Annotated in this window: 25 protein-coding genes; 9 read left to right on the top strand and 16 right to left on the bottom strand. The window is 63.2% G+C overall.

The features are described 5' to 3' along the window. The first annotated feature begins 94 nt into the window (after positions 1-94). Genes H0A72_RS10125 through H0A72_RS10115 form a run of 3 tightly spaced genes read left to right on the top strand, consistent with a single transcriptional unit; the run spans position 95 to position 2,898 of the window. A complete protein-coding gene (locus H0A72_RS10125; RefSeq protein WP_180154973.1) occupies positions 95-1,108 on the top strand; it encodes a Bug family tripartite tricarboxylate transporter substrate binding protein in 1,014 nt (337 codons plus the stop codon). A gap of 41 nt (positions 1,109-1,149) precedes the next feature. After that, positions 1,150-1,911: an IclR family transcriptional regulator gene (locus H0A72_RS10120; RefSeq protein ID WP_180154972.1), complete on the top strand. Its 762-nt coding sequence runs from the start codon at positions 1,150-1,152 to the stop codon at positions 1,909-1,911. A gap of 36 nt (positions 1,912-1,947) precedes the next feature. Then, positions 1,948-2,898: an XdhC family protein gene (locus tag H0A72_RS10115; protein WP_180154971.1), complete on the top strand. Its 951-nt coding sequence runs from the start codon at positions 1,948-1,950 to the stop codon at positions 2,896-2,898. A 118-nt stretch (positions 2,899-3,016) separates the two neighbouring features. Here H0A72_RS10115 and H0A72_RS10110 read toward each other — a convergent pair whose 3' ends face one another. The 5 genes from H0A72_RS10110 to H0A72_RS10090 all read right to left on the bottom strand — a co-directional run bounded on the left by H0A72_RS10110 (position 3,017) and on the right by H0A72_RS10090 (position 8,618). Then, positions 3,017-3,472, bottom strand: coding sequence for a hypothetical protein (locus tag H0A72_RS10110; protein WP_180154970.1), 456 nt, complete (start codon positions 3,470-3,472; stop codon positions 3,017-3,019). A gap of 28 nt (positions 3,473-3,500) precedes the next feature. Continuing rightward, positions 3,501-5,531 (bottom strand): S8 family serine peptidase, encoded by a 2,031-nt coding sequence (locus H0A72_RS10105; protein ID WP_180154969.1) that lies wholly within the window; start codon positions 5,529-5,531, stop codon positions 3,501-3,503. 106 nt (positions 5,532-5,637) lie between these two features. Then, complete coding sequence (locus H0A72_RS10100; RefSeq protein WP_425502511.1) at positions 5,638-6,612, bottom strand: Bug family tripartite tricarboxylate transporter substrate binding protein; 975 nt, start codon at positions 6,610-6,612, stop codon at positions 5,638-5,640. Beyond that, on the bottom strand, positions 6,597-7,790 hold the full coding sequence (locus H0A72_RS10095) for an alpha-hydroxy acid oxidase (RefSeq protein ID WP_180154968.1): 1,194 nt from the start codon (positions 7,788-7,790) through the stop codon (positions 6,597-6,599). The genes H0A72_RS10100 and H0A72_RS10095 overlap by 16 nt, the downstream gene beginning before the upstream one ends. A gap of 36 nt (positions 7,791-7,826) precedes the next feature. Next, positions 7,827-8,618 (bottom strand): HpcH/HpaI aldolase family protein, encoded by a 792-nt coding sequence (locus H0A72_RS10090; RefSeq protein ID WP_180154967.1) that lies wholly within the window; start codon positions 8,616-8,618, stop codon positions 7,827-7,829. A gap of 145 nt (positions 8,619-8,763) precedes the next feature. Between H0A72_RS10090 and H0A72_RS10085 the strand changes: the two genes are divergently transcribed. The 6 genes from H0A72_RS10085 (at position 8,764) to H0A72_RS10060 (ending at position 14,269) form a co-directional block, all read left to right on the top strand. After that, positions 8,764-9,672, top strand: a complete 909-nt coding sequence (locus H0A72_RS10085; protein ID WP_180154966.1) for a LysR substrate-binding domain-containing protein — start codon at positions 8,764-8,766, stop codon at positions 9,670-9,672. A 130-nt stretch (positions 9,673-9,802) separates the two neighbouring features. Continuing rightward, positions 9,803-10,810 (top strand): Bug family tripartite tricarboxylate transporter substrate binding protein, encoded by a 1,008-nt coding sequence (locus H0A72_RS10080; RefSeq protein WP_180154965.1) that lies wholly within the window; start codon positions 9,803-9,805, stop codon positions 10,808-10,810. 25 nt (positions 10,811-10,835) lie between these two features. After that, on the top strand, positions 10,836-12,098 hold the full coding sequence (gene otnK, locus H0A72_RS10075) for a 3-oxo-tetronate kinase (RefSeq protein WP_180154964.1): 1,263 nt from the start codon (positions 10,836-10,838) through the stop codon (positions 12,096-12,098). Next, positions 12,095-12,727: a 3-oxo-tetronate 4-phosphate decarboxylase gene (otnC, locus tag H0A72_RS10070; protein WP_180154963.1), complete on the top strand. Its 633-nt coding sequence runs from the start codon at positions 12,095-12,097 to the stop codon at positions 12,725-12,727. The genes otnK and otnC overlap by 4 nt, the downstream gene beginning before the upstream one ends. 59 nt (positions 12,728-12,786) lie before the next feature. Further along, positions 12,787-13,563 (top strand): 2-oxo-tetronate isomerase, encoded by a 777-nt coding sequence (otnI, locus tag H0A72_RS10065; protein ID WP_180154962.1) that lies wholly within the window; start codon positions 12,787-12,789, stop codon positions 13,561-13,563. Positions 13,564-13,711: 148 nt separating this feature from the next. Next, positions 13,712-14,269 carry a DUF4351 domain-containing protein gene (locus H0A72_RS10060; protein WP_180154961.1) on the top strand — a complete coding sequence of 186 codons (558 nt, stop codon included), beginning with the start codon at positions 13,712-13,714 and terminating at the stop codon, positions 14,267-14,269. Positions 14,270-14,317: 48 nt separating this feature from the next. On the opposite strand, the gene H0A72_RS10055 is transcribed toward H0A72_RS10060, so the two are convergent. From H0A72_RS10055 to H0A72_RS10010, 11 genes are all read right to left on the bottom strand, one after another. Next, positions 14,318-15,295: a tripartite tricarboxylate transporter substrate binding protein gene (locus tag H0A72_RS10055; RefSeq protein ID WP_180154960.1), complete on the bottom strand. Its 978-nt coding sequence runs from the start codon at positions 15,293-15,295 to the stop codon at positions 14,318-14,320. 241 nt (positions 15,296-15,536) lie between these two features. Continuing rightward, the gene (locus tag H0A72_RS10050; RefSeq protein WP_180154959.1) at positions 15,537-16,361 is read right to left on the bottom strand and encodes an IclR family transcriptional regulator; all 825 of its coding nucleotides are present in this window, start codon (positions 16,359-16,361) and stop codon (positions 15,537-15,539) included. A gap of 132 nt (positions 16,362-16,493) precedes the next feature. After that, the gene (locus H0A72_RS10045; RefSeq protein WP_180154958.1) at positions 16,494-17,213 is read right to left on the bottom strand and encodes an SDR family NAD(P)-dependent oxidoreductase; all 720 of its coding nucleotides are present in this window, start codon (positions 17,211-17,213) and stop codon (positions 16,494-16,496) included. A 10-nt stretch (positions 17,214-17,223) separates the two neighbouring features. Beyond that, on the bottom strand, positions 17,224-18,015 hold the full coding sequence (locus H0A72_RS10040; RefSeq protein ID WP_180154957.1) for an SDR family oxidoreductase: 792 nt from the start codon (positions 18,013-18,015) through the stop codon (positions 17,224-17,226). 19 nt (positions 18,016-18,034) lie between these two features. After that, entirely contained in the window at positions 18,035-19,009 is a 975-nt protein-coding gene (locus tag H0A72_RS10035) for a tripartite tricarboxylate transporter substrate binding protein (RefSeq protein ID WP_180154956.1), read from the bottom strand. Positions 19,010-19,072: 63 nt separating this feature from the next. Further along, positions 19,073-19,801: an SDR family NAD(P)-dependent oxidoreductase gene (locus H0A72_RS10030; protein ID WP_180154955.1), complete on the bottom strand. Its 729-nt coding sequence runs from the start codon at positions 19,799-19,801 to the stop codon at positions 19,073-19,075. Positions 19,802-19,804: 3 nt separating this feature from the next. Continuing rightward, complete coding sequence (locus H0A72_RS10025) at positions 19,805-20,332, bottom strand: 2,4'-dihydroxyacetophenone dioxygenase family protein (protein WP_180154954.1); 528 nt, start codon at positions 20,330-20,332, stop codon at positions 19,805-19,807. 185 nt (positions 20,333-20,517) lie between these two features. Beyond that, positions 20,518-20,694 carry a hypothetical protein gene (locus H0A72_RS22160; RefSeq protein WP_246437105.1) on the bottom strand — a complete coding sequence of 59 codons (177 nt, stop codon included), beginning with the start codon at positions 20,692-20,694 and terminating at the stop codon, positions 20,518-20,520. Positions 20,695-20,718: 24 nt separating this feature from the next. After that, positions 20,719-21,876 carry an isocitrate/isopropylmalate dehydrogenase family protein gene (locus H0A72_RS10020; RefSeq protein WP_246437106.1) on the bottom strand — a complete coding sequence of 386 codons (1,158 nt, stop codon included), beginning with the start codon at positions 21,874-21,876 and terminating at the stop codon, positions 20,719-20,721. Then, positions 21,827-23,281: an NAD-dependent succinate-semialdehyde dehydrogenase gene (locus H0A72_RS10015; protein ID WP_218953265.1), complete on the bottom strand. Its 1,455-nt coding sequence runs from the start codon at positions 23,279-23,281 to the stop codon at positions 21,827-21,829. Before H0A72_RS10015 ends, H0A72_RS10020 begins: the two co-directional genes overlap by 50 nt. Positions 23,282-23,295: 14 nt before the next feature. Beyond that, positions 23,296-24,483 (bottom strand): iron-containing alcohol dehydrogenase, encoded by a 1,188-nt coding sequence (locus H0A72_RS10010; RefSeq protein WP_246814995.1) that lies wholly within the window; start codon positions 24,481-24,483, stop codon positions 23,296-23,298. Between the last annotated feature and the right edge of the window lie 2 nt (positions 24,484-24,485).

Raw genomic sequence — 24,485 nt, 5'->3', positions numbered from 1 at the left:
ATGAGAACTTTCGTTCATGTATGAGGATATATGACAAGGGGTCAGACTCGCAGAGGGGCTGACCTCTTTTTCCTTTTTGTTACAGGAGATCTTGATGAGGAAGAAAGCAGGAAAGCGACGTACGGTAATCAAAGCCCTGCCCGCGCTGGCCTTCGGCATGGCCTGCGGCATTACGGCGGCCCACGCCGCGAATCAGCCCGAAGGCGGCCATAGCGCCTATCCGTCGAAGACGGTGCGCATCGTCGTGCCTTTCCCCGTCGGCGGCAGCATGGATGGCTTGGCGCGCCAAGTGGCGCAAGAGTTGGGCGAACGCTGGGGGCATGCCGTAGTGGTCGACAATCGCGATGGCGCAAGCGGCATGATCGGCCTTTCCTCCGTCGCCAAGGCGGCGCCCGACGGCTACACACTGGGTGTCGTCGCAAACAGCTTCGTCGCTAACCCCCTGCTGCGCAACGACCTGCCGTACGACGCGTTCACCAGTTTCGAACCCGTGTCACTTCTTGCATCAGTACCGTTCGTGCTGGCCGCCAAGACCTCCTTACCCGCGTCCCTGCCGGAATTCATCGCGCACGCGAAGGCGCAACCGGATGCGCTCGACTACTCTTCCGGCGGCAGCGGCACCATGTCGCACCTGGGGGCCGAAATGCTGAAGCAGGCCATCGGCATCAACGCCACCCACATACCTTACCGCGGCCAAGCACCGGCGCTGACCGACGTGGTTTCGGGCCATGTGTCCTTCACCATGGGCAACCTGCCCGAAGTCGTACCCCATGCGCGCGCCGGCAAGCTGCAGGCCCTGGCCATCATGTCCAATGCGCGTTCGTCGCTCCTGCCCGATACGCCCACGCTGGCCGAAAGCGGCTTCACGCCTTTGAACATCGGCTCCTGGTATGGCCTGGTGGCGCCTCGCGACACGCCGCAACCCGTGCTGAACCAGATTCAGAAAGCCGTTTCCGACGTCATGGCGCAACCCGTCTTCCGAGGCAAGCTCGAGCAGCAAGGCTTCGAGGTGGTCGGCGGCACACCCGCGCAATTCGAAGCCTTCATGCATCGCGAATCTGCTATATATGAGAAAGTGATCGACGCCGCCGGCATCAAGACCCAATAATCCCTCGTGGGCGTCGCGTCGAATGAATGTTCAGGAGTGAAATGAAATCACCTCAAGCCATGACGGAACGCACGGCAGGCGTCAAAAGCGCAGTGCGCGTGTTGGATGTGTTGGAGTTCTTTGCGCGGACGATGGAGCCGGCAACGTTGGCGCGGCTATGCACCGAGCTCGACATGCCCAAGTCGAGCGGCCATGCGCTGATGGAAACGCTAAGGCAACAAGGCTATCTTTATTGGCTGGGCAAGCATCACGGCTATTACCCCACGCGGCGCTGGCGCGATCAGGGCGAGGCCATTACGCGCCATGACCCCATTTTGTCGATGGCCTCCGAAACCCTGCATCGCATCAGCAGCGAAACAGGCGAAACCGCCATCCTGGCCAAGCGCGAAGAAAACCATGTGCTCTACCTGGAGGTCGTGGAGCCCGACCGTACCTTGCGGTTCTCGGCGTATGCGGGCCAGATCAAGCCCATGCACAGCGCCGCCTCCGGGCGGGCGCTGCTCGCCCTGATCGACAGCGAAGAACGGAACAAGGTGCTGCGGCAGTTGAAGCTGGTGGCCTACTCGGATCGCACCGTCACCGACATCAATCGCCTGAAGCAGGTCATCGTGGATGGCGAAGCCGCCGGCTATCACGTCGCCATCGGCGAGTACCAATCGGACACTACGGCCATCGCCGTGGGGTTCCGGTTCGGCACCGAATGCTATGCGCTGCTGGTGGGTGGCCCCACCCAACGGCTGGAAGGCCACATCGAAGAGATCGGCCACATGCTGATCTCGCGCGCGGCGCAACTGGCGGGTTAGGTGTCAACCCCAGAGCTACGACGATGAAGATACCAAATGGATAGCGCCGATTTCATGGTGCTGCGCCGCCTATGCCAGTGGCGCCAGGAAAATCGCCACGCCGCGCTGATCACCGTCGTGCATACCTGGGGCTCTTCACCACGCCCCGTCGGCTCCGTCATGGCGATGCGCGACGACGGAGCCGTGGTCGGCTCTGTGTCGGGCGGCTGTATCGAAGACGACCTCATCCACCGGCATACTGGGAATCCATGGCCCAGAACTCCGCAAATCCTGAAATACGGAATCGATGCCGACGAAGCGCATCGCTTCGGCTTGCCCTGCGGCGGCACAGTAGAACTGATTACCGAATTCGACCCCGACCCGGCGTTGCTGGCCGATCTGCTCGAATCCATCGACCAAGGGCGTCTGATCAAGCGAGAATTGAGCATGAAAGACGGACGGGTCCGACTCATACCCGCCGACGCCGCCCAGGCCTTGACCCGCACAGACTCCTTGATGAGCAGCGTATTCGGGCCCAGCTACCGTATGCTGATCATCGGCGCGGGGCAGTTGTCCGAATACTTGGCGACCATGGCGGTTTTCAACGGATTTTCGGTGGCCGTCTGCGACCCCCGAAGCGAGTACGCCAGCCAGTGGTCCGTGCCCGGCGTGGAGATCCTGCCGGGCATGCCGGACGACGCCGTGAACGGCTTCGCTCCCAATGCTCGAACTTGCATCATCGCCCTGACGCATGACCCGAAACTGGACGACCTTGCCCTGCTTTCCGCGCTGCATAGCGACGCATTTTACGTAGGCGCCATCGGCTCCAGAAAAAACAGCGCCGCACGCAGGCAAAGAATGATCGATCACTTAGACCAGACGCCCGAGTCGGTGCAAAAGCTGCGTAGCCCGGTAGGCATCTTCATTGGAAGCAAGACACCCGCCGAGATTGCGGTGAGCATCATGGCGGAAGTGATAGCGATGAAGAACGGAGTGGCAGGAGCCTGACCCTCTGCGACCGAACCACAACTACTCATGTGAAGCGGTGTACTTCTGAACCGATGGGACGTGTTTCGAGGACTGCGCCCTTCGGGGCCGCGCCAGGTCGAGCCCCACCCTACTTTTATTAGTACGCCCGCGCCGCCCCATGGCTGATGGCCAGGCGCACCGAGGCGCTGGGCAGGCGCTGCCGCAGCGGCTCCAGCGCGGCCACCGTCGTGGGGAAGTCCGCATAGCGCACGAGCGCGATGCCGGTGGCCTGGAAGTACTGGATCGATACCGGCGCGGGGCCGGGCCCGGTGCTTGCACGGATCTCGGCTTCCGACGCCCCTGTGATCAAAACTTCATTCTTGCTGCCGAGCACGGTGCCCTGGGCGTCGAGCAACAGGCTTGCGCCATCGGCCCCCGCTTGGGGCAACAGGCGGTAGCGCTGCTTGCCGACGGCATAGACCGGCAGCTCACCGTAGGCGGCAATCTGATCGGCGGGCAGCTTCTGGCCCGGCACCAGGGGTTCGGCCGCTTGGGCGCCCAAGGCCAGCACCGCGATCGCGAGGCCGCTCGCCCAACTGTTCATCCATTTCATGCTGTGTCCTTTTTGATTTCAGGCGATGCTATTGCGCAATGATACGGGCTTCCGTTTCCAAGAAGTATTTCGCCGGGTGGGGTTTCGCGCCAAAGCACGACTGCGAAAACCAGGGCTTATAGTTTCCGTCAGGCAGCTTGACGGCGAACTCCAAGGGCAGGTCGGGATTGGCCGCCATCAGGTAAATCTGCCATTCCCCTTGCGCCTCTTCGCCGTAGAACGCCACGCTGTTCACGGCGTAATCAGCGAATTCCACGGTCTCACCCGCACGGAAGGCGTCATTGGGCAGCTTCAGCAACGACACCGTGCCCGCCGGCGAGCGCACCGCAATGCCCACCGCGCCCAGGCAGACGTCTTTACCGGTTAGGCGGACCTGGAATGAATCCACGACTTGCGCCGGCGACTGCAGGGTGCCCAGCAGCGTGACGCGCTGATACGGAAACGCCATCGACTGTGCGTCTGTCACGCCTTGTTTCCCAGGATATTCCTCATAGTAGTCCTCCAAATAGTCGTCGCCTTGATACCAGACCTTCACCGTCTCGAACTGCGGAATCTTGACGTCCTGCAAGCGGCTCAACTGGGGATCGCGCTTGTATTCGCGCGCCAGCTCAACGGCCCGGGCCGCGTCGGGCACGCCAAAGCCGTACCAGTTCGAATGCTCGTGGCCGGCGCCGTTCTTTTGCCAGCCAAGGTCAATGGGAACGGCGGTGGAGCCGGGCCGGATGTCGTCCTTGCCGCCCAGATGGGTGCTCAGCTTGTTGGTGGCCAGGTCCATGCGCGCCCCGTAGGGAAACAGCCCCAACCGGTGGGGCGAAGCCGACACGTAGCCCGCATCGACCTTGCGGGCGGACATGCGCAGGATGTCGCGCACGTCCCGCCAGCTCAGATCCGGGTTGGCGCTGAGCATCAGCGCCGCCACCCCCGCGATGGTCGGCGTCGCCGCCGAGGTTCCGTTCATGTAGGTGTAATCGCAATCCCGGTTGTCGAGGACGCCGTTGTGATGGGATTCACCGCGCAGGAAGGGCGTCTCAGCGGTCTTGGAACTGTAGCCCACCGCACAGCCGCGCAGGTCGGTGCTGAAGAGGGTCGGGCCGCTATAGTCTCCGATACCGACCTCGCCGTATGTGCCGCCCTCGCCATATTCCCCGCCCATGCCACTGACCCAGATGACCGACCCGGCACTGCTGTAGCTGCTGGCCTCGCCAAGGGCGTTGATGGCGGCCACGGTGATCGCGTTGGGCTCACGCGGCCCCATCTGGTCGTTGGATGGGTTGCTGCAATCGTAATAGCCGATGCTCAGGCCGCATACCCGGCTGTCGAAGTCGTTGCCGGCCGCCTTGAGAAAGACCGCGCCCTTGCCATCGCGCAGCTTTTTCATGGCGCGGATGACCGGGGTGTAGGTGTCTTCGTCGGAATCGTAAGGAACAGCAAAAGCAGCGCCCATCCCCAGCGACGCATTGAATATGTCGGCTCCGCTGGACCACGTCGCGCCTCCCAGCGACGCCGCCCAGGCTCCCGGGTCATCCTCATCACTTTCGAGATAGTTGACGCCGCCGATCTTGGCCAAGGGCGCGATGCCCATCACGCCCTTGCCGTTCTGTGCCGCCGCGATGATGCCGGCCACGACGGTGCCATGAGGGCCCTGCGTTGTCGCGGGTTCCGTGGGATAGGGATCCGGCATGTCGGTGACCAGATTCCAGGACAGGCTCGGGTCCGCATTGGGTGCCAGGTCCTCGGTGTGCAGGTCCACCCCCGAGTCGACCACCATCACGCGCACGCCCTGGCCTTTTATGCCCTGGCGGTGCACGGGTTCCACGTTCAGATCCAGGCCGCCGCCGAACACCGACGGGTAGTCCTGGAAATAGCTGTCCTTGTAATTCAGCGCCCACTGAAAGGTGTACAGCGGTTCAGTCGTGCCGGTCCGGCAGGCATAGGGGCCGGTCTCGGCGCAGGCGACGTCGGGTATTGGGGTTCCGGACCCGCCGGAGCCGTCGCACGCGGCAAGTGCAAGGGCCAGGGCGGAGATCAGCGGCAGGCGGATGACATTCAATGAGCTCATGGGTATCCTGAGAGTTCAGATGGCGCGAGGCGGCCGATGCCGGTTCAAGACCTCGCAAACCCATAAGTATATCGCGCTCTGTAATATTTGGAAGCATCTTCCCCGGTTAATCGACGCTTATCTTGTTCTGCTGGATGATGGCGGCCCAGCGCGCGGCTTCCGCCTGCTGAAACTTCAACGCTTCCTCAGGCGTCGTCGCCATGACCTCGAAGCCCATGCCCTCGAGCTTTTCCTTGACTTCCGTATTCTTCATGGCTGATTGCAGGCCCGTCGAAAGCCGCTTCAGAATTCCGTCGGGCGTGGCTTTGGGCGCTGCAAATGCCTGCCATGAATAGACCACCATGCCGGGCACACCGGCCTCGGCAAATGTGGGAACGTCCGGCAATTGGGCCGATCGCTTCTCGGCCGTGATCGCCAATGCCTTCATGCGCCCGGACTTGATCAGATTCGACACCGAGCCCAAATTCTGGAACGACACGTTCACCTGGTTGCCCATGATGTCGTTCTGGGCGGCGGCCCCTCCCTTATAGGGAACATCGACGCCCGTGGTACCCGTTTGCTGCCGGAACAGAACCGCCGACAAATGATCGGACGAGCCCGTGCCTCCGGTGGCGTACGAGACACTATCCGGATTTTTCTTGGCATAAGCGATCAGCTCTTCCACCGTGTTGGCGGGAAAGTTCGGTGCCGCGACCAGGACGTTGGCGTTGCGTACCGCGATCGACAGATAGGCGAAGTCCTTGTTGGGGTCGTAATTGAGCGTCTTGTACAACCCTGGATTGATGGCGTACGTACCGATCGAGCCTATCAAGAATGTATAGCCGTCCGGAGCCGAACGCGCCAGCGCAGTGGCGCCGATCGCGCTGTTCGCGCCGGGCTTGGTTTCCACCACGATGGGCTGGCCCCATTCGGTCGCCAGTTTTTGAGTGATGGTCCTGGCGACGACATCGCTCGTGCCGCCCGCCGCGAACGGAACGATCACCGTAACCGGCTTGCTGGGATAGTCGTTCGCGTGAACGGTGGCGGCATACGTCGCCGTCATGGCCAGTAACACGCAAGAAAGCCTTATTTTGATTCCCATGATGACTCCTTTAGTAATCTGGGGGCTGACGCGGTGGTCAGATAGTTGGTGTTCAGGGCTGTGATATCGGCGCATCCCAGCAGCGCCTGGTTGCGGTCGATTTCCGATTTGAAGATTTGAATGACGCGGTCCACGCCTTGGCTTCCCGCGACCGCCGCGCCGGCCAGCATGGGACGCCCCATGAATGCCATGCGCGCTCCCAGCGCCAGCGCTTTCATGACATCGGTCCCGCGCCGAAAGCCGCCGTCGATCAGCACGGGGAAGCTCCTGGGCACGGCGGCAACGATTTCGGGCAAGGCCTGCAGCGTCGAAACCGCGCTGTCCAGCTGCCGCCCGCCATGGTTCGAAACCACCAGCCCGTCCAATCCGATGCCCACCGCCTTGCGGGCGTCGTCTTCGTGCAGAACGCCCTTGATGAGCAGACGGCCTTGCCAGCGATCCCTCAGCCAGCGAAGGTGGTTCCAGTCGAGCTTGTCCCAGCCGCTGCGAAAGCCTTGGGGCTGATCGGCGGTGATGGGATTGCCCGGTTCGTGACTCTGATTTGCGAACCTCGGTATGCCGTCGCGCAAAAGCGTGCGCATGAACACCCTTGCCGTCCAGCGCGGGTGCATGATGCCGTCGAGCGCCAGACGCGGCGTCAACCTCAGCGGCAATACAAAGCCATTTCGTTCGTTGGTCTCGCGGTTGGCCCCCACCGGAGTGTCGATCGTGACGACCAGATTCCGCACTTGCGCCGCTTCAAGGCGCAGCATCAATTTTTCCAGGCGCGATTCATCGCCCGGCAAATAGCCCTGGTACCAGGCGTCGGGCGCCTGCTCGACGATCTGCTCGAGCGGAACATTGGACGAGCCGCTCAGTATGAACGGGATCCCGTTCTTTGCGGCGGCCTTGGCCAGCACCAGATCGCAACGGTGGCACGCCAGCGCGGCGACGCCAATGGGCGCGATGCCGATCGGCGACGAATACCGGGCGCCCCAGAGCTCGACCGACTGCGAGCGAGCGCTCGTTCCCGTCAAGCCTTGCGGACGGAATAACAGCCGGTCGAAAACCGCCAGGTTTTCAGCGAGGCTGCGGCCGTCCTCGGCCCCCCCGAACAAAAATCCGCCCACCGAATGCGGCAGGATGCGTCGCGCCTCCCGCTCGAACTCCATGGCGTTCAAAAGCTTGCTTGGTTTCATTCGATCTTGTCCACATCCCCGCCGCGGTGGCGTCTTCTAATAGCCGGTTGAAGACTTCTGCCCGGCGCCTGCCGCGCTCAAGGTTTCCGCGATGCGCGTCTTGCAGGCGCCGCCAAGCATGTTCGCGTCGTTTCCTGGCGTTACCAGGTGGAACCCTTGTTCCAAGCGCTGCCGCGCGACCGCGGACGAACCGCAAAAGATGCCCGCCAGCAGATTCCGGGCAAGCGCCGCTTGCAGGATGCCGCCGATCGCGTCCGCCACCATGCCTTGCATTTCCGAGCCGGGCCGCTCGCCCAGGCTCAAGGCCAGATCATTGGGCCCGACGTAGACCCCGTCCAGCCCCGGCGTGTCGAGTATGGCATCGAGGTTGTCGAGCGCCGATTGCGATTCAATCATGGCCAGGGTCAGGATATGGTCATTGGCATGCTCGAAGTAGTCGGGGCCGCCATACAACAGGCCGCGCGCCGGACCGAAGGACCGATTGCCGACGGGCGGGTAACGGCAGGCGGCAACGAAGGCCGCCGCCAGCTCTGGGGTATCGATAGAAGGACAAATCACCCCATATGCGCCGGCATCCAGCAAGCGCATGATCTGCGCTTCGTCCATGGAGGAACAGCGAACCAGGGGCATGGCGGGGGTCGCGCTGATTGCCTGGAGCATCGAGACGCCGGTCTCGAAATCCATCATTCCGTGCTGCATGTCGACCGTGACGGCATCGAAGCCTTGGCTCGCGACGACTTCAGCGGCGTAGCTGCTGGGAATGGAAAGCCACCCGTTGACAATGGATTGCCCGGATAGAAAACGCTGTTTTACCGTGTTGCCGCGCATACAGACCTATTTTTCGTTGAAAGTGGACGCTGTCGCCGCGCGCAGGAAGGCGGGCGATTCCAGCGGAATTCTAGAAGCCCGGATTTCATATGTCTAATCTATAATTCATTGTATTTCCATATTTTTTTCGACTATAAAGATAGCCATGAGCCTGGAACTACGACACCTGCGCTATTTCATGGCAGTGGCGGAAGAGCTGAATTTCGGCCGCGCGGCACGGCGGCTGCACATGACGCAACCGCCGCTCAGCCAACAAATCATGCAGCTCGAAGAGCAGATCGGCGCGCCCCTGTTCGTCCGGGGCCGTCCCTTGCAGCTGACGGACGCCGGCAACGAGTTATTGATTCAGGCAAAGCGTTTGCTCGGCCATGCGGACAGCGTGGTGCAAAGCGTCAAACAGGCCGCGCGCGGGGAACGGGGCAAGCTGACCCTCGCCTTTATCGCCGGCGCTCTTCCCCATTTGTTTCCAGCCATCATCAAGCTCTATAGGTCGCGCTTTCCGCAGGTGGACCTGGACCTCAAGGAGCTCGTCACGCCCCTCCAGCACGAAGCGCTGCGCACGGGGGAAATCGACGTGGGGCTCATGCGCCCCCTGGGGCTCGAGAGCGATTTCGAAACCCGGATGGTGCTGCGCGAGCGCATGATAGTGGCCCTGCCGGCCGGCCACCGCCATGCAAGCCAGGCCGTCATCGGGCTAAACGACCTGATCGGGGAGCCCGTGGTCGCTTTCGACGCGAAGGAAGCCGGCTACTTCGACCTGATCACGCGCCGTATATTCGGCCAAGTGCAATCCGAGCCGCGAGTCGTCCAGACGGCGCGCCAGCTATACACCGTTCTGGCCACGGTAGCGGCCGGTGTCGGCATTGCGCTCGTGGCCGCCTCGGCAAAAGACCTTGCATTTCCGGGCGTCATATTCCGCGAGATCGAGCAGCCCGAGGCAAATTTCTCGGAGTTGATCCTGGCTTGGCGCAAGGAAGCCACGCAGCCCGTCTTGTCGAATTTCATCGATACCGCGCTTGAAGTGGCGGCCCTCACTCCCCAAACCATTCTTTAGACATATCAAACGGCAAGGAAAAATATATTAGACGACTGGTTTATCGAATCCTATACTCGTTCGAAACTTTATGGTCCGCAGGCTCCTGCGCCAAGGCCACTGAACCGATACACCAGCCGGAGATATCCCTATGCCACGCGATCACTCGCATCCCACTCGCCGCAAAATTTTGGGCATCGCGGCGGCGGCAGCCCTTGTCTCATTCAGCTTCCCCGCCCTGGCCGCGGGCGACGCGGACAACTGGCCCGCCAAACCGATTCGTTACGTCGTTCCCTTCGGCGCCGGCGGCCTTGCCGACTCGGTGGCGCGCCTGATCGCACCGCCGCTTGGAGACATCCTGGGGCAATCCGTCGTGGTCGAGAACCGCGCCGGCGTATCGGGCGTCGTCGGCACGCAGATGGTGGCCAAAGCGGCACCGGACGGCTACACCCTCGTAGGCGGCACCATCACGACACACGCCGTCATTCCGTACTTCAACAAGTCCATAGGCTACGACGTCGTCAAGGACTTCACGCCCGTCCATCTGGTGGGCACGGTCACCAACGTGCTCGTGGTCAATGTCGACAGCCCGTACAAGACGCTCCCCGACTTGATCGCCGCCCTCAAGGCCAGGCCCGGCGAGCTGACATTCGGCACCGCCGGGCCCGGCACGTCCCAGCACCTGGCGGGCGAGCTCTTGCAGAGCCTGACCAACACGCGCATGCGCCAGATTCCCTACAAGGGCGGCACACAAGCCATGACCGATCTCATCGGCGGACAGATCGACATGATTTTCGAGACCTCGACCGTGGCGAAGTCCTTGATCGACAGCGGCCGGGTCCGCGCGCTGGGGTCCACCGGGCCCGACCCCGTCGAAGGCCTCGACGGCGTGGCGCCCATAGCGCAGCAAGGCATACCCGCGTTCGACGTCCGGTCCTGGCAAGGCGTGTTCGCCCCCGCCGGCACGCCGGAGCCCGTCGTCAAGAAGCTGGCCGACGGCATCGCGAAGGTGCTGGCCATGCCGGAGATCCGCGCGCGCATGGCCGGCCTTGGCATCGCGCCGAGCGATCTCGGCCCCGACGGCTTCGCGCGGTATCAGGCCCAGGAGATCGAGCGCTGGGGACAAGTGATCAAATCGGCCGGGATCAAAGCCGATTAACGGCATTCGAGCACAAGAGCGCAGCATGAGCATATCCATCGGATGCATTGCCGACGACTTCACCGGCGCGACGGACGTGGCGGGGATGCTCGTCCGGGCCGGGATGCGGACCGTGCAGACCATAGGCGTCCCAAGCAGGCCCCTGCCGGCGAGAGCCGACGCGGTGGTGATCGCCTTGAAGTCGAGGACCTGCCCCGCGCATATTGCGGTCGCCGACACGCTGGAGGCGCTGGCGTACTTGCGCGACGCCGGCTGCCGGCAGATATACTTCAAGTACTGCTCCACCTTCGATTCGACCGAGCACGGGAACATCGGACCGGTCATCGATGCGCTCATGGGCGCCCTGGACGCGAGCTTCACCATAGCCTGCCCCGCCTTCCCCGAAAACAATCGCACTATCTACAAAGGCCACTTATTCGTCGGCGACACGCTTCTGTCCGAAAGCGGAATGCGGCACCACCCGCTCACGCCCATGACCGATTCCAATCTGGTTCGCGTGCTGCAGCGGCAAACCGCCAGGCCGGTCGGCCTCATCGACTTCGGCACCGTGGCCAAGGGTGCGCAGGCGATCCGCGATCGGATGGCCGAGCTGCAAGCCGAAGGCATCCAGATCGCGATCGTGGATGCGCTTTCAAACGCCGATCTTTTGCAGATCGGCGCCGCGGGCTCGGCTCTGCCGCTGCTGACGGGCGGCTCCGGCCTGGCGTTGGGCCTGCCGCAAAACTTTCTCGGATTTGAAGCTTCGGCCGAGGCCGGCGACAGCCTGCAGGCCCCCAAGGGGCTGCGCGCAATCCTTTGCGGGAGCTGCTCTCAGGCGACGCGGGCTCAGCTTGCGGATTTGATCGCACGCGGCACACCCGCGTATGCCATCGATCCGGCGCGCCTGATCAACGACGAAGACCTGGTGGCTGACGCGCTGTCATGGGCCTCGACGCGCCTGCCTGACGGCCCCGTCGCCGTCTACGCCACCGCCGAGCCCGAACGCGTACAATGGCTGCAAGAGCGCCTGGGCGTCGAACAAGCGGGCGCCGCCATAGAACAGACACTGGCCGGCATCGCGCAGGGCCTGGTCAACCTGGGTGTGCGCCAGTTGATCGTCGCCGGAGGAGAAACCTCCGGCGCGGTCGTCACGGCGCTGGAAATTCCCGGCTTGCTCATCGGGCCGCAGATCGACCCCGGCGTACCCTGGACGATCAGCCTGGGCGACAAGGCCATTGCGCTCGCTTTGAAATCCGGAAACTTCGGGAGCGTGGACTTCTTCAGCAAGGCTTGGGACCATCTGCCATGAGCGAAAGCAGCTTGCGCGAACAGATCTGCCGCATGGGCGCATCCCTGTATGAGCGCGGGCTGACGGCCGGCAGCAGCGGGAACATCAGCGTACGCACCGAAGACGGCTGGCTGCTGACCCCAACTAATACGTCCCTGGGGTCGCTGGACCCGGCCCGCATCTCGAAGCTGGACTGGAACGGCATGCTGCTGGCCGGAGATCCACCGTCCAAAGAAGCATTCCTGCACCGCGCCATGTACCAGGAACGCGGCGCCGCCAACGCCATCGTGCATTTGCACTCTACGCATTCTGCCGCCGTGTCGTGCATGTCGGGCCTGGATCCGCATTGCTGCATCCCGCCGCTGACGCCGTATTTCGTCATGAAGATCGGCCAGCTTCCGCTGCTGCCTTATCATCGCCCCGGCGACCCCAAGCTCGGAGACGCCATTCGCGGCCTGGCGGGCAAGCACAGCGCCGTCCTGCTGGCCAATCATGGCCCCGTGGTCTCGGGCCGGTCGCTGGAATCGGCGGTATACGCCATCGAAGAACTGGAAGAGACCGCAAAGCTTTTCTTGCTCTTGCGGGGGCATAATCCCCGTGTCCTGACTGAACAGGAAATCGCCGAACTGCGGGACACATTCAATCTGTAAAAGGCTTCCGCCGGGAAAATGGCGCAATCAAAGCGCCTGCACCACAATCGAGGGACTCAATGCCAAGATTTGCCGCCAACATCAGCATGATGTTCACCGAACTGCCGTTCCTGGACCGCATCGCCGCGGCGTCCCGCAACGGTTTCGATGCCGTTGAATTCTTGTTCCCCTATGAGCACGAAGCAAGCGAGATAGCCGCGCGCCTGCAGGCCCATGGGGTGAAGAATGTTCTGTTCAACATGCCGCCGGGCGACTGGAGCGCCAATGAGCGCGGCATCGCCGCGCTGCCCGGCCGCAGCGATGAGTTTCGCGCCGGCGTGGAAAAAGCGATCGCCTATGCGAAGGTGCTGCAAACACCGAATCTGCACGCCATGGCCGGCCTGGTTCCCAACGCCGCGGACCTGTCGTCGTGCCGCGCGACTTTTGTGGAAAACCTGGCTCACGCGGCAAGGCTATGCGCGCCGCATGGCATCAACGTATTGATAGAGCCGATCAACACCCGGGACATGCCGGGATATTTCTTGAACTACCAGGACATGGCGCATGCCATCGTGCAGGAAGTCGGCGCGCCCAATCTCAAAGTCCAGATGGACTTCTACCATGCGCAGATCATGGAAGGCGACGTGTCGACGACCTTCAAGAAGTATCGGTCCGGCATCGGCCACATTCAGATCGCGGGAGTGCCCGAGCGGCATGAGCCCGATGCCGGCGAGCTGAATTATGACTATGTGTTCAAGGTGCTGGACGACGCCGGCTATGAAGGTTGGGTAGGCTGCGAGTATCGGCCCGCCGGAGAAACATCCCAGGGCTTGGGGTGGCTGCGGCGCTGGAAATGACGGCAGCTCTCGCGATGGGATTCCGAGAGGCAAGCTGCCTGCCATGAGATAGTGCGGGTTTGCCCGGGATGCTGGGCGGGCCTGCGCGAGGTCAACACGCAGTACGTGGCCGAGCGCCTGCAGCGGCGCGTGGGCGACGGCGCCTGACTTGTCCAACTACCAGCTGCAGCTGCGCTACGTGCTGATCGACGAAGGCGCGCTGCTGCGCGCGGGCGGCCTGCCCGATGCGAACCTGGCGGGGCTGCTTTTTCGGCTGGAGCACAGCACGGCCATTGAGCAAATCCCGGAAATACTGCACACTTTGATGGACGCGGTGCAAGGGGCGGGGTTTGAGGAGTTGAACCGCAGCCTTGCCGCCTATATCCAGCACCTGGTGCTGTCGCGGGCCCAGCCGCAAGAGGCGGTGCCCCAGGTCACGAGTTTGCAGGAGCTTGTCATGTTGATCAGTGAGAAGCCGGGCATGTGGGCCCGGCAGTGGAAGCGCGAGGGGATCCTGGAGGGGCGCAAGGAAGGGCGCGAAGAAGGGTTTCAAGAAGGCCGTCAGGAAGGCCAAGCAGCGCTGCTGGAGCGTCAATTGATCCACAAATTCGGCCCCTTGCCTGACACTTTGGTTCAGCGCATCCACACAGGCAGCGCTGCCGATCTGGAGGTTTGGTCCCTGAACCTTATCGATGCCGATTCCATCGAGAAGGTGTTTGCTTCATGATCCAAAGCCGACGCTGCGGGGCCAGTCATCAGCTCAACGACGAGCATGCTACTGCTTCTTGATATGCAGCTTGCTCAACACCTCTTCAATCGTCGCGGTTTCTTCTTCCAGCATCGCCATGGTCTCCGACGCGGTCATGAACCTGGGGGCCCATTGGTTTTGCTCCAGGAACTGCTTCCATTCCTGTGTTTCGGCGACCTGCTTGAACGCGGATTCCCAGAACCTCACTTCCTCCGGCTTGATGCCTTTGGGCGCCAACACGCCTTGAGGGGAAGAGGTGATGGTGTCCACGCCGAGCTCCTTCCAGGTGGGGACGTCGCCCAGCACGCCCTTGAGGCGCTCGGGAGAGCCGATGGCCAGGACGCGGACCTTGCCGGTTTGCAGCGCGGGAATGATGGTGGGGGTGGTCGCCCCCACGACTTCCACGTTGCCGCCGATCAAGTTGGTGATGGATTCGCTGGATGACTTGAAGGGCACGAAGGTCAGCTTCGAGATGTCGACGCCGGCGAGCATCAATGCCTTTGCCACGCCGACATGGACGTCATTGCCCAAGCTGGCGGCGATGGCGATGTTCAGGCTGTCAGGCTGTTTCTTCAGGTGCTCGACCAAATCACGAGCCGTCTTGAAAGGCGAGTCGCTTCTGACCAGGACGCCGACGTACCCATCCAGCAGCATGACGACGGGCGTGTAGTTCTTGTAGGTGGTCTTGATCATCCCCAGGTAGCTGTTGTTGATGATTGCGGTCGGCAGCGTCATCAGGTAGTTGGGGTTGCCCACGTTCTGGTCCATGACGTTCAGGGCAAGCTGGGCGCCGGCGCCGGGCTTGTTCAGCACGACGAAATTGCTGACGAGCTTCTTCTGCATCAACAGATCCTGCAGTTTCCTGGCCACGATGTCGAGCGAACCGCCAGGCCCCGCAGGGACGATAAATTGGGTATTTTGGCCAATCTGGCTCTGCTCCGCCTCGGCGTTGAACCCTAGTGCTGACACGACAATCATCAAGCTCGACAAAATGGGCTTCAGCATCGCTTGTCTCCAACAGTGAACGTAACGTCTTTTGCCGGCCCGGGCTCGCGGACTGCGGGCCAGGGCCGGATGCTTTACTTCTGCTGCGTGAATTTATAGTAGTTCCATTTACTACTACTAGTCAATCATGACGTGACGATGCCGCCGCGGCGCCTTGCGGCCGCAAGAAGGCGGCGCCCGGCCCATGGCCCGGACGAGTTCAATGTGGCGGGTGACAAACGGGGATAGTGCGCGGGACCGCCTATAGCGCGTCCCAGTCCGCCGGTGTTTCGGCGATACGCCGCATGATGGACTTGCATGCCTGCAGCAGAGGCGCCACGTAGGCGGCCTCCGGGTCGGGCTTTTGGCGGAAGCGCAAGGTGCTGACGCTGATCGCCGCCACCGGCACGCCGTTGCGGCCGATGATGGGGGCGCCGAAGCAATAGATGCCGGCCTCGTTCTCTTCGTCGTCCACCGACCAGCCGCGTTCGCGGATCTGCTTGAGCTGCCGGCGCAACGCCGCGACGTCCCTTACCGTGTTGGGCGTGTGGCGCTCGAACGGCTGGGGCAGCAGATCGAGCGCCGCCTGCTGGGCGGCCGGGTCCAGGAAAGACAAATACGCCTTGCCCACCGCTGTGGAATACATGGACACGTTGGTGCCGATGCGCGAGTTCATCTGCACCGCGCTCAGGCTTTCCAGTTTTTCTATATAGACCATGTGCTGGCCGTTGGGTACGGCCAGGTGCACGGTTTCGCCGGTGGAATCCCGCAGATGCTTCAGGTCTTCAACGGCCGCCAGGCGCATTTCGGAGCGCCCCCAGCTGCGGCTGGCAAGCTGCACCAGCCTTGGCCCCAGGGCCAGCCTGCCGGTTTCGGGGTGTTCGACCAGCAGGCGCTCGGCCACCATCGCGGCCACGCTGCGATAAACCGTGGGGCGCGGGTAGCCGCTGAGCTTGCTGAGCTCGGCCACCGTCATGGCCGCCGGCGTATCGGCGACCAACTGCAGCAAGTGCATGAACTTCGAGAATGCGGCGGTTCCCGCCACCTTTGCGGAAGGCGGCGGGGCGGTGCGAGGCGACTTGGGCATGGCAGAAGGCGTAACGCTGGAGGGCGAAAGAAACTAGGATGAGAAACCGACCCACGGCGGCTATTATCCCAGCAAACCCCCGGCCAAGTACAGCCCGCGCAACCGGCCGCCCCGCGGCGCCCCCCGCCTTCGTCAAGCGATCAGATAGCCCCCGTCGACCGGCAGAATGACCCCGGTCATGAAGGAAGACGCCGGAGAGCACAGGAATGCCACGCCCTTGGCCACGTCCTCGGGCGTGCCCCAGCGCCCGAGCGGCGTGCGTTCCAGGATGCGGCCGGAGCGCGCGGGGTCCTCCTGCAACGCCTGGGTCAAGGGCGTGGCGATCCAGCCCGGCGCAATGGCATTGACGCGAATGCCGTCCTCCGCGTAGGCAAGCGCCAGGGACTTGGTCAGTTGCGCCACCCCGCCCTTGCTGGCCGCATAGGCGGGCACCAGCGCGCCGCCGAAAAAGCTCAGCATGGACGCAGTGTTGACGATGCAGCCGGCGCGCCGCGCCAGGCGGTCGCGCGCGGCGCTGCAGACGCGCATGGTGCCGGTCAGGTTGACCGCCAGGACTTGCTCGAACACGGCCGGGTCGTGCTCCGCCCCGCGCCTGATGACGCCCGCGCAATTGACGACGATGTCGAGGTCGTCGATACCCCGCAGCAGCTGGTCCACGTCGTCCGCCCGGCTGACGTCGCCGATGCGCACCTCGATGTCCGGGCGGAGTTCGCCTTCTGTGTGGCTCAGGCCCGCCGCGATGGTGCGCGCGCCCAGCGACGCCAGCAGGTTGGCGACGCCCGCCCCGATTCCCTGCGTGGCGCCCGTGACCAGCGCCGTCTTGCCGGCGAATAGATCCGTTTGATAGGTCATGGCCGCCCGCTTAGAAAGTACCGGGATATGCGCCGCCATCGGCCAGCACATTCTGCCCCGTGATGTAGCCGGCCTGGACGCTGCAAAGGAATGCGCAGATCGCGCCGAATTCTTCGGCGTTCCCGAAGCGCCCGGCGGGAATGGCCGCCTGGCGCGCCGCCCGGATGGCGTCGACGCCCTGCCCCGTCTTGGCCGCCGCGCCCGCCAGGGTGGATTCCAGCCTATCGGTCGCGAAGGCGCCGGGCAGCAGGTTGTTGATCGTGACGCCGCGCGCCGCGATGCCGCTGCGCGCCACCCCCGCTACAAAGCCGGTCAAGCCGCTGCGCGCGCCGTTCGACAAGCCCAGAATGTCGATCGGCGCCTTCACCGCGCTGGACGTGATGTTGACGATGCGGCCGAAGCCGCGCCGCGCCATGCCGTCCACCGTGCGCTTGATGAGCTCGATGGGCGTCAGCATATTGCCTTCCACGGCCTTCAGCCAGTGGTCGCGCTCCCAGTCGCGGAAGTCGCCGGGCGGCGGCCCGCCGGCGTTGGTGACCACGATGTCGTAATCGCCATGCGCGGCGAAGGCCGCCTCGCGCCCCTCGGGCGTGGTGATGTCGGCGGCGACGGCCTTCACAAAGGCATCGCCGCGCGGGCGCGCGCCCAGCAATTGCTCGTGCGCGGCGTTCAGGGCCTCGGCCCCGCGCGCGACGATCACGACATTCACGCCCTCGCGCACCAAAGCCAGCGCGCAGCCGTAGCCCAGGCCTTTGCTCGCGCCGCACACCAAAGCCGTCTTTCCAGATATACCCAAATCCATGTTCTGCTCGCTCTCGATCTCAGGGGCGCATATTGAATTTTTCGATCAACGCCTTGAAGGTGGCGTTATCGCGTTCCATCTGCGCCGAAAAAGTCCGCGCGTCGGCCACCACATAGCCCAGGTTCTGGGCCGCCATGAACTGCTTCAGGCTGTCTTCCGCCGCCGCCGCGCTGAAAGCGGCGTCCAGCTTGTCGAGCACCGGCTGCGGCGTGCCCTTGGGCGCCGCGATGCCGCGCCAGGTGCCGATGGACAAATCGATATTGCGCTCTTTCAGCGTGGGCACGTTCTCGAATCCCGGCACGCGCTGATCCGCCATGACCGCCAGCATCTTGAGTTTACCCGTCTTGACGTGCTGGATGACTTCCGCCGGGCTGACCGCCACCGCATCGATATGGTTGCCCAGCAGCGAGACCACCGCCGGATTGCCGCCATTGAAGGGAACGTGATTGAACTTGGCGCCGGTCTTGTCTTCCAGCGCCGCGGCGGCCAGGTGCCAGATCGAACCGACGCCCGCATTGCCCACCTGCATGGTTTCCGGCTTGGCGCGCGCCGCATCCAGGAATTCCTCGATGGTGTTGTAGGGCGAGTTGGCGGCCACCGTGATCGCCGACGGATCCGCATTGAGCTGCTTGATGGGCGTGAAGCTTTCATAGGTGGTCTTGGTCAGCCCCAGGTGCGGAATGATCACCATATCGGCCGTCACCAGCGCCAGCTTGTAGCCGTCGGGCTTGCTGTTGGCCACGTCCGTCAGGCCTATGCCACCCGAGGCGCCGGGCTTGTTCAGCACCACCACCGGCTGCGGCAGATGCTTGCGCGACGCATCGGACAGCGCCCGCGCAAGGGCGTCGGTGCCGCCGCCGGCGGCGAACGTCACGACCAGCTCGACGGGGCGGCTGGGAAATTCCTGGGCATGCGCGGCGGGCACGGCGGCCAGCGCCGACACGGCGCCGAACAGGGTCGAAACAAGGCAGCGATTGAATTCACGACGTTTCATTTGGGTGTCTCTTTGATCAGGTTTTATTGAATTGAAGGTGTGGTGGAATGCCGGGGAATCAGTTCAGTAAGTGGCGCGTCCCCCGGAAAGATCGAATACGGCGCCGGTGTTGAAGGTGCAGGAGTCGGAGCACAGCCAGGCCACCAGCTCGGCGACCTCGGACGCTTCCCCCAGCCGCTGCATCGGGCTTTTGGCGATCATGGTGCGCACGTGCCCGGGCGACATCTGCGACAGCAGCGGCGTCTGCACCGCCGCGGGCGCCACCGCATTGACGCGGATGCCGGTCAACGCCAGCTCCTTGCCCAGCGACTTGGTCAGGGCCAGCACACCCGCCTTGGCGGCGCTGTAGGCCGCGGCATCGGGCGTACCCTCTTTGCCCGCCAGCGACGCGATATTGACGATGCGGCCGGCATCGGCCGCGCGCATGTGCGGCACCACTTCGCGGCACACATTGAACACGCCGGTCAGGTTGACCTGCAGGATGGCGTCCCAGGCGGACGGGTCGTACTGGTCCAGCGGCCCCGTGGGGCCGGCATAGCCGGCGTTGTTGACCAGCATGCCCACCCCGCCCAGGCGGGCGATGGTGTCGGCGCAGGCGCGCGCCACAGAGGCGCGGTCGGTCACGTCGACCACGCAGGAATGCGGCGTGAGATCAGAAGCCTGCCGGTCCCACACCATGACGCGCGCGCCCTGCCCGCTCAGTTGGCGGACGATTTCCGCGCCGATGCCGCCGGCCCCGCCGGTGACCACCGCGACGCGTCCGGCGAAGTCATATCTTGCTTTCACTTGCATGGGTCAGCGGATGAATTGTCGGACATAGTCTTCGCCCAGGCCCACCTGCGCGAAGTGCTTGCGGCACATGTCGATCTTGGTGAAGACGTCTTCATAGCCCATGCCCTTCCCCCAGGGGTCGGTGTAGTACATGATGCCGTTCACCTGGAAGTAGGTGATCATTTCTTCGACATCGGGCGGCACATACAAAGTGTGCGTCTCGCCCGGCGGCTCGAACACATAGCTGCCCTCGGTCGCCTCCCAATCATGCTCGAGATAACGCCAGCGGCCCTTCAGCACGAAGCCATGGACGGCCTGCGGATGGCGATGCCGGCTGAGCACGCCCGACTTGCGGACACGCAGCAGATTCATCCAATAGCCCTGGCTGACGTTCAAACAGAGCGGCCGGAACCAGACGTTTTCAGCTTGCGGCACCCACAGGCGCTCGTCGGCGGGAATGGCCTGCGGAATGACGATTTCGGGCAGGGCGTCGGGCGGATTGGGATATTGATACGGCGTCATCGGGTCCGTATCGGGCGAGTCGACTGGCATGGTTTGGCCTTTTTGTCCTTAATGTGGATCAATCGTTTACATTGTGGACAGATTATAGCGAGCACTTTCAGGAATTCTTCATGGGGTTTACCCGCAGGAGAGGTGTGTGAGCACCAGCGCGGCCGATGGGCATCGGCAGGTGTGAGGCGGAGATGGGGGATTTGAGGGAGGGGTTGCGGCCGGTCCTACGGCCCGATCCATGCCAGCGCACGCACGGTTGCGCCGGCCGGCCGCGCGCCCAGCGCCGGCATCCAGCGCGGAGCGTGCTTCACCAGCACTTCCGATTGCCCGAGCTTGAGCTTTCGAGTTTGGCCGGAGGTTAGGTAAACCTCGCGGATAGGTACTTGCAGGGTCTGGCCCAATGCTGGGCCTGAGCACGCCAAATCTTACGCAGCCAGTTCCTTGCAAACGGCTTCGGTCATTTCGGTGCAGCTCGCCTGGCCGCCAAGGTCGCGCGGAACGGCGATCTTTTCGGCGAGGACCTTGCCGACCGCCGCCTCGATGCGGTCGCCCGCCTGGGTGATGCCGGCGTCGCCGTGCTTGTCGCCCAGCCAGCGCAGCATCATGACGGCCGATAGAATCGTCGCAACCGGACTTGCCAGGTTCTGCCCAGCGATATCGGGCGCGGAGCCATGGGCACCCTGAAAAAGAGCATGCTGGTCGCCGATTTCCCCGGACGGCGAGATGCCCATGCCCCCTACCGTGGCGGCGCCCAGGTCGGAAATGATATCGCCAAACATGTTCTCGGCAACGATCACATCATAGAAGTCCGGGCGCTTGAGCAGGTGCACGGTGATGGCATCGGCGTATGCGTAGTCGATCTCGACGTCGCTGAAGTCGCGATGCACGTCGTCGCATACCGCACGGAAAAACGCATAGGCACGCAAAATGTTGGCCTTGTCGCATACCGTGACCCTGGCTTTGCCATCGGCTTGCGCGCCCCGGCGCTTGCGGGCAAGTTCGAAAGCAAACTTGGCGACGCGTTCCGTGCCCTTGCGGGTGATGATCAGGCTGTCCGAAGCGAACTCATCGCGCAACAGCACACCGGCTCCGCGGCTGGCGTACAGGCCTTCGGTGTTTTCGCGGATAATGACGTAGTCGATGCCGCCGTTCTCGAAGGCGCGCAATGGCGACAGAACGCCCGGCAGCAGCTTGATGGGGCGTACGTTGGCATATAGATCGAGCCGAAAGCGCAGTCGCAGGTGAAGATCGTTGCCGACTTCAGTGCCGTCGGGGTAGACGATGCCCGGCATGCCTGCGGCGCCGTGCAGGATGGCATCCATCCGCCGGCATGCATCGAAAGTGTCCTCGGGCAATACGTGCCCGCTCTTCACATAGTGATTCGCGCCGCCATCCAGCATTTCGAAATGAAGCCCGCCTTTACCGCAGGCTTCGTCCAGTACCTGCATGGTGGCCTGAGTCACTTCGGGCCCGATGCCATCGCCCTCGATGGTAGCGATCTGATATTTTTTGCTCATGTTGTTTCCAGTTGATTTACCAAGCCGTGGCAATGTACTTGGCTTCCATGAACTCCAGGATGCCATGGTGAGCGCCTTCGCGCCCCAGCCCGCTTTGCTTGACGCCGCCGAACGGAGCGGCCGGATCCGACACCAGCCCGCGGTTCAAGGCGACCATCCCGGCCTCCAAGGCCTTCGATACCCGCATGCCTCGGCCGACGTCCGCCGTGTACAGATAGGCGATCAGGCCGTATTCCGTGTCGTTGGCCATCTGGATGGCTTCTTCCTCGGTGTCGAATACATAAATGGGCGCAACCGGCCCGAAGATTTCTTCGCTGAACATCTTGGCGTCTTGCGGCACGCCCTGCAGCACGGTGGGCGGGTAATAATAGCCTGGGCCTTCACCCGGTTCGCCGCCACATAATACGCGAGCGCCTCGTGCCTTTGCGTCATCGACGAGCTCTGCCACTTTGCCAATGGCGGCGGAGTCGACCAGCGGGCCGCAATCGGTGTCCGGGTCGGGCCCGGCGCCGACCTTCAGCGCCGACATGGCATCAACCAGACGCGCCGTGAAGGCGTCAGCCACTTTGCGCTGAACCAGGAAGCGATTGGCCGCCGTGCATGCCTCGCCCCCGTTGCGCATTTTGGCGATCATGGCGCCTTCCACCGCTTTGTCGATGTCCGCGTCCTCAAATACGAGGAAAGGCGCATTGCCGCCCAGCTCCATGGAGCTATGAATCACCTGGTCCGCGGCCTTGCGCAACAGTGTGCGGCCAACGGCGGTCGAGCCGGTGAACGACAGCTTGCGCACGCGGCTGTCTTCCAGCATGGCGTTGACGACTTCGGACGTCGTGGATGATGTGATGACGTTGACTACGCCATCGGGCACTCCTGCTTCAGCCAGAATACGCGCCACCGCGTAGGCGGTCAGCGGCGTGGCGGTTGCAGGCTTGAGCACGCAGGTGCAGCCGGCGGCCAAGGCCGGCGCAATCTTGCGCGTAGCCATGGCCGCGGGGAAGTTCCAGGGCGTGATCAATACCGATACGCCTATGGGTTCGTACTGCACGAGGATCTGGTTGTTTCCCGACGGCGCAGTGCCCAGATCGCCTCGCACTCTGACGCCTTCTTCGGCAAACCATCTAAAGAACTCCGCCGCGTAGGCGACTTCGCCGCGCGCATCCTTCAATGCCTTGCCATTTTCAAGGGAAATCAGGCGGGCCAGGTCTTCGGCATCACGCAGCATCAATTCGAAGCACTTGCGAAGGATCTCGGACCGCACGCGCGGAGGTGTCGCGGCCCAGGCGCCCGCAGCCGAATAAGCGGCGTCGACTGCCGCGATGGCGTCTTCCTTGCCCGCATCCGCGACGGTGCCCAGCACGCTTTCATCCGAAGGGTTGATCACTTCGATCTTGCGCTGGCGGGTGCCATCGCACCACTTGCCCCCGATGAAAAGCCCGGCATGCAGCTCCGCATTTGCTTGGTTCGACTTCATTTTTTCCAACATGGTTAAGCTCCACTCATCGCTTTGTCCAGGATACTGCGGACGGAATGTTTATCAAGGATTCTGGGGTTGTTCTCGACCAGGCGCGCGGCGCCCATCGATAGCTCGGCAATCTGGTCCAGGTCTTCGTCTTTGACATCCAATTCGCGCAAGCTGACCGGGATGCCTATGCGCTGGAACAGCGCGCGAACAGCCGCGATCCCGGCGTGGGCGGCCTCGTGGTCGGTGCCGCCGGCATCGACTCCAATGGCGCGTGCGACTTCAGCATAAACGCTTTCGCATGCCTCGACGTTGAACTCCATGGTGTATGGCAGCAAGACGCCGATTCCCAGCCCATGGGCGGTGTGCGTCTGGGCGCCGACCGGGTACTGTATGGCATGGGCCGCGCAGGTACCGGCAGTTCCGAAAGCCAAGCCGGCATAGGTCGAACCGAGCATCACCGCGCTGCGTGCTTCGATATCGCTTCCCTCTTTCACCGCCTTCTCCAGGTTGGCGAAGATCAGCCGCATGGCGGACAGCGCATATTGATCGCTGAGGACGTTCTTGCCCACGAACACACGCTCCATGGCCATGCCGGGCGCAGGCGGCCGGCGGATCGCGGAAAACGCTTCCAATGCATGCGCGAAGGCGTCCGCGCCCGAAATCGCCGTCAGCCCCGCAGGGCAACTGAGGGTGAGCTCGGGATCGCAAATCGCGGTGTGCGGGATGAGCTCCGGGCTGGAGATTCCCACTTTGACGGCGCGATCGGAATCGGCGATGACCGCGACGGGCGTTACTTCGGAACCTGTGCCTGCGGTCGTCGGGATAGCGATGACGGGGACGATGGGCCCCGGGACCTTGAATTCGCCATAGTATTGCGAGACCGGCTCGGGATACTTCATGAGCAGGCTGACCATCTTGGCAAGATCCATGCAGCTGCCGCCACCGATGCCGATAATGACTTCGGGCCTGAATTCGCGATGGCGATCGACGCAATCCCGGATGCCCTCCAGCGGAAGTTCGGGCTCCGTGCCATCGAACACTTCGACCGAGACATCGTGGGCAGCAAGGTCATCCAGCAGTTCTTGCATGAGCGGGCTGTTGGCCAGCCGCGTGTCCGTGCAGATCAAGGCCCGGCTGCCCAAAGAGGCCGCCGCCCGGCCGAGCGCCTTGCGTTGCCCCGGACCGAATATCAGGCGTGCCGGCGCCCGCATCA

The organism is Parapusillimonas granuli (assembly GCF_013416525.1).
GTDB lineage: Bacteria > Pseudomonadota > Gammaproteobacteria > Burkholderiales > Burkholderiaceae_B > Parapusillimonas > Parapusillimonas granuli.
The sequence above is the reverse complement of the archived record's forward strand: the minus strand, read 5'-3'. Positions and strand labels throughout refer to the sequence as shown.